This window comes from Kineothrix sp. IPX-CK (genome assembly GCF_039134705.1).
Taxonomy (GTDB): Bacteria; Bacillota; Clostridia; order Lachnospirales; family Lachnospiraceae; genus Kineothrix; species Kineothrix sedimenti.
This window is the reverse complement of the sequence record NZ_CP146256.1, coordinates 4237795-4252381: the sequence shown is the minus strand read 5'-3', so window position 1 is coordinate 4252381 and position 14587 is coordinate 4237795. Positions and strand designations below refer to the sequence as shown.

The window sequence follows — 14587 nt, the reverse complement described above, 5'->3', positions numbered from 1 at the left end:
TGTGAAAAAACAAGAAGTATTCCGGATGGGAAGAATGTTAAAGCTGTCCATAACAGGAATCGTCGTGGAAGGATTACTTAGTATCAGCAGCTTTTTGATATTGTATCAGATACTGGAACTGATTTTTGGTTCAGGCATTCATATTAACGAGTTGTTCATTCTGACCTTTGTTGTTGCAGGAATTTTTATTACAAGGCTTATTCTGTATTCGGTCTCTTATGTAGGCAGCCAAATTGGTGGTTCCGATGTAAGCAGAAACATCAGGATCGCTCTTGGCGATAAGATGAAAAGAATACCGCTGAACCGTTTTATAAAGAACAAAACCGGATTTTACATTAATGGAGCATCCAGTGAAGTGGCTGATTATGAACAAATTCTTACCCATAAGCTTTCGGATATTGTGAAACTCTCCGTTCTTGTAATGGCATCCGGACTGGCAGCGGCCTGCATATATCTGCCGGTGGGAATTGTTCTTATTATTTCATCTTTACTGCTGATTCCGACCATGTACCTGACGATACGGAAGGTAAAATTTCATGGGACAAAAAAGAACAGGGCAAGACAGGAAAATGTCAGTGCCATTACGGAATACATATCAGGAATGCAGACGCTTCGGGCCTATGGCATGGGTGGAAGAAAAAATGAAGTCCTGACAAAAGCTATGAAGGATTATTCAGATATCAGCTATCAGTTTGAAAAAGTAGTGCTTCCAATTGGCTCCATTTACATGGGAATCAGCTGGCTGGCTCTTCCGATTATTATTATGTTAACTGTAAATGCTTACCTGCAAAGGGCAATAACACCGGAGTTATTGATTTTACTGACTATGCTTCCCTTGTATGTGGCGAAGTCCAATGGTTCGCTGTTCATTCTTTTTTTATCCTATAAGAATTTGATGCTGTCCAGGGAAAATATTGAAAGAATTCTGGGAGAAGAGGAAGAAGCGGCAGACGTGACAGGATTCCAGCCTATGGATTCCGGTATTGAATTTGAACATGTTGCATTTTCCTATAACCGTGGAGAGGAAGTATTAAAGGATGTCAGCTTCATAATCAGGCAGAATAGCTTTACTGCAATTGTAGGTGATTCCGGCTCGGGTAAATCCACTATTCTTAATCTAATAGCAAAATACTATCTTCCGGATTGCGGAAGGATAAGAATAGGCGGGTGTGATACCAAAGGAGCATCGTCCGAACAGGTACTGTCAAATATTTCGGCAGTTGATCAAAATGTATTTTTGTTCAATGATACGGTAAGGAACAATATCCGGTATGCAAGAGCGGATGCAACGGATGAAGAAGTAGAAGAAGCCTGCAGGCTGGCAAATTGTGATGGATTTATCAGAGATATGAAAAATGGATATGACACGCAGGTCGGGGAAAACGGAAATCGGTTGTCAGGAGGGGAGAAACAACGGTTGTCCGTAGCAAGAGCATTGATTAAGAATAGTCCGATCATTCTTTTGGATGAGGCAACAGCATCTTTGGACATTGAAAATGAATTACTGGTGAAGCAAGCCATTTCGCAGTTGATGAAAACAGATAAGACTGTGATCATGGTAGCACATACATTGCCGATCGTGAGACATGCGGATCAGATTCTGGTAGTAAATGATGGAAGAATTGTGGAAAATGGAATACACGAGGAGCTGCTTGAACAGCATGGAAAATATGCAGCCATGTGGAAGGCGTCTCAGAAATTAAAATAAAAATATATCAGCAGGGCAAGGTCAGAACAGCTTCACATCCTCCTGACGGAAGATTTTTGAATTCCACTGTTCCTTCATGAACCTTGATTATCTGCCGGACAATCGTGAGTCCAAGTCCATGACTTGGTACCCCGGCCGGAATTTCCTTCTGATTTAACTGCTTCAAAGCTTCTTTTGAAAAACCGCTTCCATTATCAGCAACAGAGAGTATGAAGTGAGAGAATTGCCTGTACAGCATAATCTTAATGTCGCAGCCCTGAGGGTTATGCTGTACGCTATTATCGATCAAGTTGAAGACCGCTCGTTTCAGCAGTTTTTCATCCCCTGAAATTTTAATGTTTCCGACGGAAGGATCGAGCTGCACATCTATGGAATATATCTCGGGAAGTCCCCCATTCAAGAAATCAGCCAATACTTTCCGTACCAGAGGCGCAAGGAGCATCTCTGATTTGTCCAGAGGCTGCATATCATACTCAAGCTTTGAAGCAAGATTTAAGTCTTCTACCAGTGTTTTGATTCTTTCGCTTTGTTTGCGGATAATAGAGGCCTGTTCTCTGCCGGATGGGGATAACTCTACATTTTCTTCCAACTGGCTGGCATATCCCATTACCATTGACAGAGGCGTACGGATGTCATGGGATATACCGGCAATCCATGAGGTTCTGGCATAATCTCTTTTTTTCAGGGCGGACTCCTGCCTTTGCAATTGGAGCGAGGTCTGGTTCAAAAGGATGGCAAGATCCCCTAAAATGCCATTAGCCGGCAGCTCCACCGCCTGCTTTTTGGCCATTTGCTCTATGCCGTCGGCAAGCAGGCGAAAAGACCGGAATAAACGCATTCCAAACATCAAAGCGAGCAGCACGGCCGCAAGTCCGTTTAACGAAAGCATCATCGGTATCCATACGAGAGTTTTATCCATTACTTTTTGTGGCATCTGAAAATCCGTTTTCCAGATGCTCCCTTTGGGACATCCCATTACCAGAAGTCCGTCATTATGCCGCCAGACATAAACAGGATAATCCTCAAGATACCATTTGGTAAATCCGGCGACCTCGGGTACCGTATAGTTTTTGAAGAGCTCCTTTGGCAAGTTCATGCTCCAAAGTATTCTACCCTGCTCATTAAGCAGCATTCCCCATTCATAACGGGTATTCATCGCCTTCTTTGCGGTTTCTGAAAGTGTATATTGATTTCCCTGTTTCTGGAGTCCTTTTGCGACCTCGGAAACCCGGTATGCATATCCGTTTTCTTGCTGGAACGCCATTAGCCAGAAGAAAAGCAAGGCGATATTCAGGGTCAGCAGGATTAATGCGATACCTGCGGCACTTCCTATATAACGTGCCAAAATTTTTATCATACTTTTCATACTTTGCTCACTCCGATCAATTTGTACCCCAATCCCCGCACAGTGAGAAGATAACAGGGAGAGGAGGGCTCAGGTTCTATTTTCTCCCGTAAACGCCGGATATGCACCATCAGTGTATTTTCGTATCCGTACAAATCGTCTCCCCATGCCGCCCTGCAAAGACTGTCTCCGGTCACAATGCTGTCTCTGTTTTCATATAATTTTTCTATCAAAACAAACTCTTTTGCTGTCAATGTCATCAATTTGCCTTTATGATTTACCGTGGCACTGTTCAGATTCACTTCTGTCTCACCGAGGCGAAAAACCGGTTTTTCAATTTGCCGGACCGACACGGGGAAATACGTGCGGTTTAAAACTCCTTTTAATCTAAGAAGCAGTTCTCTGGGCAGAAAAGGCTTCGTAATATAATCATCCGCACCAAGTCCCAGACCGAGCAGGCGGTTTTCATCCTCATCTCTGGCCGACAGAAACAATACGGGAGCGGGCGATATACTTCTAAAATCCCGCATCAGGGAAAAGCCATCACCATCAGGCAGGGAAACATCCAGAATCACCCCGTCCGGTTTTGCTGTTTGAAATAATTCCATTGCCTGCTTACAATCAGACGCCGTTAATATCTTCTGAAATCCTTCTTTTTGAAGGATGTCCTTCAGCATCTTCCGCAGTTCAGGCTCGTCGTCCACTAACAGAAGCCTGCATTCAAAAATATTATTCATATCCATCACCTGCACTTATTATAAAGTATATAAAAAAAATTTCATATCTGTTATTTCATATTTAAGGTAAACGTAAGGTTGCTTACAAGTCTATGTAAGCCGGCTATGCTATGCTGTTTTTTGTATTCCAACTGATAACTATGAAAGGCGGTATTGAAATGGCTGATATCATTAAAACAAACGGCTTGTGTAAGCAATATGGCAAATACTTGCGCGTAAAGGATCTGGATCTGTCTGTTCCGGAGGGAGCCGTATATGGTTTTCTCGGTCCCAACGGGGCAGGCAAATCAACTACATTGAAAATGATACTCGGACTGGTAAAGCCCACTTCGGGAAGTATCACAGTTTTTGGAAAAACGGTTAGCGCTAAAAACCGGATACCGATATTAAAAGATATTGGATCTCTTATAGAGTCTCCCAGCTATTACGGACATTTAAACGGTTATGAAAATCTTCAGATCATTTGTACATTGAAAGGTCTGCCCGAAAAAGAAATCGACAGGGTTCTGCATATTGTCCGTCTTGAAAAGCAGAAGGATAAGAAAGCAGACCAATATTCTCTTGGTATGAAGCAGCGTCTCGGACTGGCCTGTGCCCTTTTGGGAAGTCCGAAGCTTTTGATTCTGGACGAGCCCACCAACGGTCTTGATCCGGCGGGTATTCAGGAAATGCGGGAATTAATCTGTTCTTTGCCTAAAGAATGCGGTATGACGGTATTGGTTTCCAGTCATTTGCTCAGTGAAATTGATCAGATGGCCACCAATGTGGGAATTATAAGTAAAGGAGAGCTTGTTTTCCAGAACGGCTTATCCGCTCTTCACCAAAAGAGCAGCCGCCGTATCGCTATACGCACACTGGATAACGAGCGGAGTGCATCTATTTTACAGGAACAGGAAATTGCCGTTGAAAAACAGCAGGAGTACCTTCTTCTGCCAGCCTTTGATGATTTGGAATTGGCTCGTTATACGAAAAAATTATTTGAGCATAACATTCAGGTGGTGCGCATTGAACAGCGTGAAAAAAGTCTGGAGGATATTTTTCTGGAACTGACCGGAACGGCGGTGAGCCTATGATTAAGGCCTTGCTTGTTGAATGTAGGAAAAGCCGGTATAGAAAGCTGTGGATAATTGTTGTCGCCTTAATTGGCGTTCAGCTTTTATGGGAGCTTTATTCATTTCGTAACATGGATGACTATGATCTTGCGCAGGGCTGGTTAGCGTGTCTGTACCATTTTCCCGTGCTTAATGCAATTTTTATGCCGGTAATTACGGCTGTAATTGCTTCAAAGCTCAGTGATATAGAACATAAGGGGCAGACCTTAAAGCTTCTGGAAACAGTTATGCCCGCTGCAAGGCTGTTTGATGCAAAGCTGCTGTGCGGTGCTTGTTACGTACTTTTCGTAATTCTTTTGCAGATTGGAGTAATGCTTCTGACCGGATATATAAAAGGGTTTGCAGGAGCGGCACCTTTGGACCGGATGGGATACTATCTCCTTTTTACATTCTGTGTAACTGTTACCCTCTTATTGCTGCAGCAGATTTTATCCCTGTTGTTTGTCAATCAGATGGTTTCCCTTACCGTAGGGCTGATCGGAGGCTTTGGAGGACTTTTTTCCATGTATCTGCCGCCCTGGTTTTCCAAGATGACTCCATGGGGCTATTATGGCGTACTTATGCTTACCGGAATGGATTGGAACCGTGAGACCCGTATTGTTGCTTATTACTGGTCTGAAATCGATTGGACAGGATTTTTTATTCTTGTATTGGCCTTTCTTGTTATTTATTGTACCGGCCGTATCCTGTTTGTAAGAAAGGAGATGTGATTATGTTTTATCGTATTCTAAAGGCGGAATGGATGAAGCTGCGGCATAGTCCTGTGTGGCTTGCATTTATCTTCCTTCCGATACTGCCTGCCTTTATGGGAACCTTTAACTATGTGCAGAATATAGGAATTTTACAGAAAGAATGGTACAGCTTGTGGACACAGCATACCTTATTTACCTGTTTTTTCTTTCTTCCTGCCATTATAGGTGTGTATTGCTCCTATCTGTACCGCCTGGAGCATATGAACTATAATTGGAATGCTGTTATGACATCCCCCGTACCTATAAGCAGTTTGTTTTTCGCAAAGCTTTTATCGGCTTCGGCTATGGTGGTTTTAACTCAGATTTGGATCGGAATATTATTTGTATTGTGTGGAAAGATTACAGGACTTTCTTCGCCCATACCGCCCCAATTGCCGGAGTGGCTTCTGACCGGTACTGCCGGAGCCATTGTAATCTGTGCCGTACAACTCTGCCTATCTCTCGTTATCCGAAGCTTTGCCGTTCCGGTGGGAATCGCATTGATTGGCGGTATTACCGGAATAGGAATGATTTCCAAAGGCTATGGACATTTATTCCCGTATTCTCTTTTTAGCCTTGGAATGCGTGCTAATCAGCCGGATGGCAGTATGTCGTACAATTTGGGACAGTTTCTTATAAGCTGCGCGATATATCTTCTTCTCTGCATTTTGTTTGCCGTATATTGGCTAAGGCATCGGGATGTAAAATGATGCCTATAAATAAAAAGATAAGGAATAAATGGACAAAAGTGCGCGTTTGAAATAGTTTAAAACTATGTCAAACGTGTATTTTTTTGTATTTTGCAATTTAGAAAAAATAATTTATGCTATTTATAAATAGTATTGATATAAATAGCAAGGGGATTGACGATGAGAAGTGCGGTGACTGGCTTTCCGAGAGTAGGAAAGTTAAGAGAATTAAAGTTTGCGTCAGAGAAATATTTTCGCGGAGAAATAACGGAAGGTAATTTAAATGCCGTAGGAAAGGCTTTAAGAAACGAAAACTGGCGGTTACAAAAGGACGCCGGCATTCATTATATATCTTCCAATGATTTCTCGTTTTATGATGGTATGCTGGATACGACCATTTTGCTGAATGCGATTCCCGGGGAATACAGGGAGCTGAATCTAAGTGAACAGGGAGTTTATTTTTCGATGGCAAGAGGGTATCAGGGCGTACAGGGCGATGTAAAAGCTTTTGCCATGAAGAAGTGGTTCAATACGAATTATCATTACTTAGTGCCTGAGCTTTATGAGAATACGAAAATCGAACTTTCCGGAAATAAACCATTCGATGAATATGAAGAAGCAAAGGCTATTGGGATAGAAACAAAGCCGGTCGTAATCGGCGCGTTTACATTTCTCAAACTTGCGAAATATAATGACGGAAAAAACGCTGATGATTTTATGGAAGATATCATTCAGTGCTACAGGGATATGTTCGAAAGGTTTGGGCAGCTTGGTACGGAGTGGATACAGATTGATGAGCCGGCGCTGGTAACGGATTTGTCAAAAGAGGATATTACGAGATTTGTAACGTTATATAAAGAAATCCTGAAAGGAAAAAATAAACTAAAGGTGTTGCTTCAGACCTATTTTGGGGATGTGAGGGATTGTTATGAGGAGCTTGCGGCTTTAGATTTTGATGGGATCGGGTTGGATTTCCTTGAAGGGAAGAAGACGCTTGAGCTTATTAAAGCATATGGATTTCCGGAGGATAAAGTCTTGTTTGCCGGAGTTGTGAACGGAAAAAACATTTGGAAATGTAATTATAGAATAGCGCTGAACTTGATTGAAGAGATTAGACAACATGCTTCGCACATTGTTATATCAACTTCATGTTCTTTGCTCCATGTGCCTTATACCCTGGAAAGTGAAACAAAGCTTGAGCGTGGTATTCGGGAACGTTTTTCGTTTGCAAAGGAAAAGTTGTATGAACTGAAAGAACTTTCTGACCTGGCAGAAAGAGAAGACTTTGAAAAGTCCCATGAGTATGGAGATAATCAAAGAATATTTGAGGCAGTCAGGCTGTATGAGGATAAGAAGGTACAGGCGGATGTTTCGGAACTTTCCGATGAGGATTTCAGAAGAAAAGCGGACAGGAAGAAACGAAAACAGATCCAAAAGGATTATTTTCAATTGCCGCTGTTGCCAACAACGACAATCGGATCCTTTCCGCAGACTTTGGAGGTGAAGAAGAACAGGAGCAGTTTTCGAAAAGGTGAAATCGATAAGGAGGCATACGACAGGCAAGTATTTTCATTTATAGAGGATTGTATTAGAAAACAAGAAGAACTTGGTCTGGATGTACTTGTGCATGGAGAATTTGAGCGCAATGATATGGTGGAATTTTTCGGTGAAAATCTTGCCGGATATGTGTTCACGGAGAAGGCATGGGTCCAGTCTTACGGGACAAGATGCGTAAAACCGCCGATTATCTTTGGAGATGTAAAGCGTATCAGACCCATTACGGTTAAATATTCAGAATATGCGCAGAGCTTGACCGATAAACCGGTTAAGGGAATGCTTACCGGACCTGTTACCATATTAAACTGGTCATTTCCCAGAGAAGATGTCAGCCTTCAGGCGATGGCATATCAGATAGGAATTGCGATCCGGGAAGAAGTGTGTGATTTGGAAAGGGCGGGAATTAAAATCATACAGATAGATGAAGCCGCACTTAAGGAGAAGCTTCCCATCAGAAGAGAAGAATGGTACAGCGAATATTTGGACTGGGCGATCCCTGCATTTCGCCTTTGCCATAGTAAAACGAAACCTGAAACACAGATTCACACACATATGTGCTACAGCGAATTCGAGGAAATCGTAAAGGATATTGATAATATGGATGCGGATGTTATTTCGTTTGAAGCATCCCGCTCAAAGCTTACTATCATTGATGCGTTGCAGGCAAAACATTTTCAGACGGAGGTTGGACCCGGAGTATATGATATCCACTCTCCGAGAGTGCCTGCAGTCGAGGAAATTGTCCGGGCTTTGCAGAAAATGCTGGAAAAGATAGACAAGAATAATCTGTGGGTAAACCCGGACTGCGGTTTGAAAACACGAGGCATTTCGGAAACGGATGCGAGTCTTAAAAATTTGGTTGAGGCAGCAAAAACGATGAGAATTCAGCTCTAGGCAAAATTAAATATTATAAAACGCAAGAAGACAGGAGAAATGGAAAATGAAAAATAACGCACCTTTTAAATCTGATATTGTAGGAAGTTTTTTAAGACCTGATTATTTAAAGCAGGCGAGAAAAGATTATGAAGAAAAAAGAATCAGTATAGAAGAATTAAAAGCAACGGAAGATAAGGCGATTACAGATTTGATACAAAAACAGAAGAAAATCGGGTTGCCGGTCATCACAGATGGGGAATTCAGGAGAAGTTCCTGGCATCTCGATTTTATGTGGGCATTTAATGGTGTAGGTCACGAAAAAACAAAAAAGGGGATACCTTTTCATGGAGAACCGGCATTGATCGATGATACATTCTTAACCGGAAAAGTATCGGTCGGCGATCATCCTTTTGTAGAACATTTTAAGTTCGTGAAATGTCTTGAAGACGAAACGGTCGTTGCCAGACAGACAATTCCGGCACCCGCACAGTTTTTATTTCAGATGATCACTCCGGATAATCTGGAAAAAACTAAAACTATCTATCCAAATGAGGAAGAACTGATACATGATATTGCAGAAGGATACAAACGGGTCATCCGGGATTTGTATGCGGCGGGCTGCAGGAATATCCAGTTTGATGACTGTACATGGGGAGTATGTATCGATCCGAATGCGTGCCTTATTTTGGGGACGGATGAGAAAGGCCTGCAGACAAATATTGAAAAACTAATTCAAATCAATAATCTCGCTATGGAAGAAAAGCCGGAAGACCTTGTTATTAACACTCATATCTGCCGGGGGAATTTCCATTCCACCTGGGCTTGCCAGGGAGGATATGAAAGGGTGGCGGAAGATCTTTTTGCAAAGGAAAATGTAAATGCATTTTATTTGGAATTCGATGATGAACGTTCCGGGGATTTTGAACCGCTCCGCCATATGTCTAATGATAAAATAGTTGTATTAGGCTTGATTACAACAAAATCACCCGAGCTGGAGAAAAAAGAATTTATTATTAACCGTATCCATGAGGCGGCAAAATATGTTCCGCTTGAACGCTTATGTCTTAGCCCGCAGTGCGGATTTGCTTCTACGGAAGAAGGAAATAAGCTGACAGAGGAAGAGCAATGGGAAAAGCTGAAACTCGTACAGGAAATTGCAAAAGAAGTATGGGGTTAACAATGATATTGCTTTTTGCATAATAAGCTTGTATTTATTAAAAATATAAAAGATTAATATTAACTTAAATAAAAAATATAGTTCGTCGCCTGCAGGGATGCAGGCGATTTTTGATGTAATAAATATGGTCAGGGTGTCAAAAAGGGCTTTTTACACCCTGACCGTATTAAGAAAGCGCTTCTGTCCTTTTATATTGCAACATCAAATAAAATGCAAAAATGCATCAAATCTGAAATTTATAATTACGTATATATATTAAAAATAAAAATACACAAAAATTTAATGATATATTATATCAATAATACATAAATTTGTGCATTTTTAATGAAAAATATTTTGATGAGCATTAAATATTGAAATAAATATATAAATATGATATAAAAAAATAAAGATGCAAAAATGCATTTATAAAAAATAAAGATGCAAAAATGAATTTAAGGAGGCAATTATCATGGCACTGATGACAGGCGAACAATATATCGAAAGCATTCGCAAACTTAAAATGGAAGTTTATATGTTTGGCGAACGAGTGGAGAATCCGGTTGACGATCCTATACTTCGTCCTTCGCTGAACTCTGTAAGAATGACGTACGATCTAGCGCAGGATCCGCAATATGCTGAACTCATGACAGTAATATCACCATATACGGGAGAGAAAATCAATCGGTTTGCGCATATTCACCAAAATACCGAGGATCTAAAGAACAAAGTAAAAATGCAGAGACTTTGCGGTCAGAAAACCGCAGCATGCTTTCAGCGGTGTGTAGGAATGGATGCCTTCAATGCGGTATTTTCCACAACGTTTGAAATAGATAAAAAATATGGAACAAAATATCATGAAAATTTCAAAAAATTTATGAATTATTGCGCTGATAAAGACCTGACAGTGGATGGTGCTATGACAGATCCCAAGGGAGACCGCTCAAAAGCGCCTCATGCTCAGGAAGATCCGGATTTATATCTCCGCGTTGTAGAGACGAGAGAAGACGGCATTGTCGTACGTGGTGCTAAGGCGCATCAAACAGGTATTATTAACTCCCATGAAGTTATTGTAATGCCCACAATATCCATGGGACCGGATGATAAAGAATTTGCTGTTTCTTTCGCCGTACCGGTTGACAGTGAAGGAATATTGATGATCATAGGCCGCCAGTCCTGTGATACAAGGAAGCAGGAGGGCTCCGAACTGGATGTAGGAAACTCGGAATTCGGCGGTGTGGAAGCATTGGTTATTTTTGATGATGTGTTTGTTCCCAATGAAAGAATCTTCATGAACGGTGAGACAGAGTTTTCAGGAATCATGGTAGAAAGATTTGCAGGTTATCACCGCCAGTCTTATGGTGGATGCAAGGTTGGTGTGGGAGATGTACTGATCGGAGCAGCCGCAGTGGCAGCCGACTATAACGGGGCGGCTAAGGCATCTGCAGTGAAGGATAAATTGATTGAGATGACTCATTTAAATGAGACGCTTTACTGCTGCGGAATTGCATGTTCAACCGAGGGTTATCCGACGGAGTCGGGAGCATATATGATCGATTTGCTGCTGGCTAATGTCTGCAAACAGAATGTGACCAGATTCCCGTATGAAATTGTGCGCCTGGCTGAAGATATCGCAGGGGGACTAATGGTTACGGCTCCTTCAGAGAAGGACTTACGGGATGAAAAAATTGGAAAATATGTAGATAAGTATTTCCGTGGTGTTGCGGATGTAAGTACAGAAAACCGATTGAGAATTCTTCGCCTTATTGAAAATCTTGCACTTGGAACAGCGGCTGTTGGATATCGGACAGAATCCATGCATGGAGCGGGTTCTCCTCAGGCACAGCGCATTATGATAGCAAGGCAGGGTAATCTTGGATTTAAGAAGGAACTTGCAAAATCAATAGCAAAAATCAAAGAATAATTTTAGGGAGTTGAAACTATGAGTGAAATTACGGTTGATGAAATTGAAAAGGTGCTGGATGAGCAGATAAGGCCGGAACTTTCTCTTCATGGGGGCAATATAAAGATCGCCGGTTTTGAAAATGATGTGCTTTCATTAAGAATGCTTGGGCAATGCAGCGGATGTCCTTCGGTCAATATAACTATGGAAGGTCTTGTAAATACAAAGCTCACGGAAAAGCTGCCAGGACTTAAAAAAGTTTCTCTGGTAAATGGAGTCAGTGACAGTCTGCTCATGGAAGCACGCAGTATTTTGCAAAGGAGACATCAGTGATTCTATATGTAAAGTATTGCGGCGGGTGCAATCCTAAGTTTGAAAGAAGTCTCTTGGTGGCAAGAATAACAAGTGAATTACCGGAAGTGAAACTGATGTACACACAGGATTCAGGAGCGGATGCCGCGGTAATCATCTGTGGATGCGGATCTGCATGTGCAGACCGAACCGGCGCAATAGGGACATATGGGACATTTGTGATCTGGCAGAATGAGCAGGTATCGGAATTATTTGATTTTTTGAAGCAGGTAATTATTATAGTAAATAAAAGCGAGGAAACTTTATGAACTGGAAAGAAAAATATGCCGATAAGATTTGTTCGGCAGATGAGGCTGTGTCTCATATAAAATCTGGTGATCGCGTTGTAGTGGCGCATGCATGCGGTGAACCTGTAATTCTTACGGATGCAATGGTGGCTAACGCAGAAAAATATGACTTCAGGGACATCGAAGTCGTGCATATGGTAGCTATGGGAAAAGCAAGCTATTGTGCGCCGGAGATGAAAGATCGTTTTAGGCATAACGGACTTTTCCTGGGAGGTACTACCAGAGCAGCAGTGGAAGAAGGGCGCGGTGACTTTACACCGATTTTCTTCTCACAGATTCCCGGTTTGCTGAAAGGCAAACTGCGTGCAGATGTCATTTTATTTCAGGTAAGTGAACCGGATGAGCATGGTTATTGTTCCTATGGGATATCCTGCGACTACACAAAGCCCTGTGCGGAATCAGCCGGGATGAGAATAGCACAGATCAATCGGAATATGCCGAGAATACTGGGAGATAATTTCATACATATTAGTGAACTGGACTATATTGTTGCCGAGGACACAGATGTAATTCAACTTAATCCTCCCAGGATAGGTGATGCGGAGAAAAAAATAGGTGAAAATATTGCTTCTCTGGTAAAGGACGGAGATTGTCTCCAGTTGGGAATAGGAGCAATTCCGGATGCGGTTCTGCTATTTTTGAAAGAAAAAAAGGACTTGGGTATCCACTCTGAAATGATTTCCGATGGTGTTGTAGAATTAATAAATGCGGGAGTCATTACAAACAAAATGAAACAAATTGATAAAGGGCAATGTGTCATGACATTTCTTATGGGAACAAATAAGCTGTATGACTATGTGAGAAATAATCCGACGGTCAAACTCTTACCTGTAGATGTTGTAAATGATCCCAGAATTATTTGCCAGAATGACAATGTTGTTTCCATAAATTCCTGTGTTGAGGTTGATCTGATGGGGCAGGTTTGTTCGGAATCAATAGGCTTAAAGCAGATTTCAGGAATAGGCGGACAGATAGATTTTGTACGCGGTGCAAATATGTCAAAGGGCGGACGAACAATAATGGCTATGCCTGCAACTGCAGCAAAGGGAACTATATCAAAAATCGTACCGTTTCTGGCGGAGGGAGCTACAGTTACAACCTCTCGCTGTGATGTCAATTATGTGGTCACGGAATATGGAATCGCTCAGCTTCAAGGGCAGACACTGAAAGAGCGCGCCCGTCAGCTTATTGCTATCGCGGCGCCGCAATTCCAGGGTGGGCTTATAGAAGAATTTACAAAGCGCTTCCATTGTGAATACTAATTATCTTTTAGCACTATTGTGCGGAAAAAGGAGGAAAAAATGAAGTTATACGTTCTTAACACAGGTTATCTTGAAACAGACAAAAATGCGATTGTTGCCTGCAGCACATCGGGAACCAGATCAAATCCTCATGTACAGAATAAGTGGATTAAGCTTCCTGTTATGGCGTTTCTCATCGATACGGGCGACGGATACATCTTATATGATACCGGCAGCAATCCTGATGCAATGAAAGGATACTGGCAGAATATCATGCAGGAAATTTATCCGTTACATCAGACGGAAGAAGAAAGACTGGAAAACCAGTTGGCATTATGCGGTGTTAAGCCGGAAGAAATCAAAACGGTTATCCTGTCTCATATGCATCTTGATCATGCAGGAAATCTTCAGTTATTTCCGCATGCGGACATCTATGTACCAAAAGCAGACTATCTGAATGCTCTGGCAGCAGTACATATGAATCCCGATCCGGAAACTCATGGAGGATATATCAAAGGTGATTTGGAAAGATCTGTAAAGCAATATCATCTGGTAACAGAAGATTTTGAAATTGCACCGGGAATCGAGGTACTGAATCTGCCCGGACACACGGAAGGACTTTTAGGTCTGGTCGTTCACTTGGAAGGCGGAACGATTATCCTTCCGCAGGACTGCATTTATACGAGCGAGATTTATGGACCGCCGGCTAAGGCTTCCGGCCTTTTGTACGACTCCGTTGCATTTTTCAAATCGATTGAGAAAGTACGTAAACTTCAGAAAAAATATGATGCAAAAGTATTTTTTGCGCATGATGACGAGTTTTTCCAGACATTGGATCTTGCACCAAAGTATTACGAATAAATTAAAACGGCC

At 41.9% G+C, this 14587-nt stretch carries 13 protein-coding genes; 11 read left to right on the top strand and 2 right to left on the bottom strand.

Translation table 11 applies throughout. The annotated features are described in order from the left end of the window. The first annotated feature begins 1 nt into the window (after window position 1). Window positions 2-1708, top strand: a complete 1707-nt coding sequence (locus V6984_RS20120) for an ABC transporter ATP-binding protein (protein WP_342757383.1) — start codon at window positions 2-4, stop codon at window positions 1706-1708. A gap of 7 nt (window positions 1709-1715) precedes the next feature. Here V6984_RS20120 and V6984_RS20115 read toward each other — a convergent pair whose 3' ends face one another. Together V6984_RS20115 and V6984_RS20110 are read right to left on the bottom strand one after the other, a co-directional pair. After that, complete coding sequence (locus V6984_RS20115) at window positions 1716-3074, bottom strand: HAMP domain-containing sensor histidine kinase (protein ID WP_342757382.1); 1359 nt, start codon at window positions 3072-3074, stop codon at window positions 1716-1718. Beyond that, window positions 3071-3796, bottom strand: coding sequence for a response regulator transcription factor (locus V6984_RS20110; protein ID WP_425324222.1), 726 nt, complete (start codon window positions 3794-3796; stop codon window positions 3071-3073). Before V6984_RS20110 ends, V6984_RS20115 begins: the two co-directional genes overlap by 4 nt. A gap of 152 nt (window positions 3797-3948) precedes the next feature. On the opposite strand from V6984_RS20110, the gene V6984_RS20105 reads away from it, so the two are divergent. The 10 genes from V6984_RS20105 (at window position 3949) to V6984_RS20060 (ending at window position 14575) form a co-directional block, all read left to right on the top strand. Next, window positions 3949-4863, top strand: a complete 915-nt coding sequence (locus tag V6984_RS20105) for an ABC transporter ATP-binding protein (RefSeq protein WP_342757380.1) — start codon at window positions 3949-3951, stop codon at window positions 4861-4863. Then, the gene (locus V6984_RS20100; protein WP_342757379.1) at window positions 4860-5612 is read left to right on the top strand and encodes an ABC transporter permease; all 753 of its coding nucleotides are present in this window, start codon (window positions 4860-4862) and stop codon (window positions 5610-5612) included. Before V6984_RS20105 ends, V6984_RS20100 begins: the two co-directional genes overlap by 4 nt. Before the next feature lie 2 nt (window positions 5613-5614). After that, window positions 5615-6343 (top strand): ABC transporter permease, encoded by a 729-nt coding sequence (locus tag V6984_RS20095; protein ID WP_342757378.1) that lies wholly within the window; start codon window positions 5615-5617, stop codon window positions 6341-6343. 159 nt (window positions 6344-6502) lie between these two features. After that, window positions 6503-8773, top strand: coding sequence for a 5-methyltetrahydropteroyltriglutamate--homocysteine S-methyltransferase (gene metE, locus V6984_RS20090; RefSeq protein WP_342757377.1), 2271 nt, complete (start codon window positions 6503-6505; stop codon window positions 8771-8773). Between the two features lie 46 nt (window positions 8774-8819). Beyond that, window positions 8820-9932 (top strand): 5-methyltetrahydropteroyltriglutamate--homocysteine S-methyltransferase, encoded by a 1113-nt coding sequence (locus V6984_RS20085; protein ID WP_342757376.1) that lies wholly within the window; start codon window positions 8820-8822, stop codon window positions 9930-9932. 451 nt (window positions 9933-10383) lie between these two features. Then, window positions 10384-11835, top strand: a complete 1452-nt coding sequence (locus V6984_RS20080; RefSeq protein WP_342757375.1) for a 4-hydroxyphenylacetate 3-hydroxylase family protein — start codon at window positions 10384-10386, stop codon at window positions 11833-11835. 18 nt (window positions 11836-11853) lie between these two features. After that, window positions 11854-12147 (top strand): NifU family protein, encoded by a 294-nt coding sequence (locus tag V6984_RS20075; protein ID WP_342757374.1) that lies wholly within the window; start codon window positions 11854-11856, stop codon window positions 12145-12147. Beyond that, on the top strand, window positions 12144-12434 hold the full coding sequence (locus V6984_RS20070) for a hypothetical protein (protein WP_342757373.1): 291 nt from the start codon (window positions 12144-12146) through the stop codon (window positions 12432-12434). The genes V6984_RS20075 and V6984_RS20070 overlap by 4 nt, the downstream gene beginning before the upstream one ends. Beyond that, on the top strand, window positions 12431-13735 hold the full coding sequence (locus V6984_RS20065) for an acetyl-CoA hydrolase/transferase family protein (protein ID WP_342757372.1): 1305 nt from the start codon (window positions 12431-12433) through the stop codon (window positions 13733-13735). The genes V6984_RS20070 and V6984_RS20065 overlap by 4 nt, the downstream gene beginning before the upstream one ends. A gap of 39 nt (window positions 13736-13774) precedes the next feature. After that, complete coding sequence (locus V6984_RS20060; protein WP_342757371.1) at window positions 13775-14575, top strand: N-acyl homoserine lactonase family protein; 801 nt, start codon at window positions 13775-13777, stop codon at window positions 14573-14575. Window positions 14576-14587 lie beyond the last annotated feature (12 nt).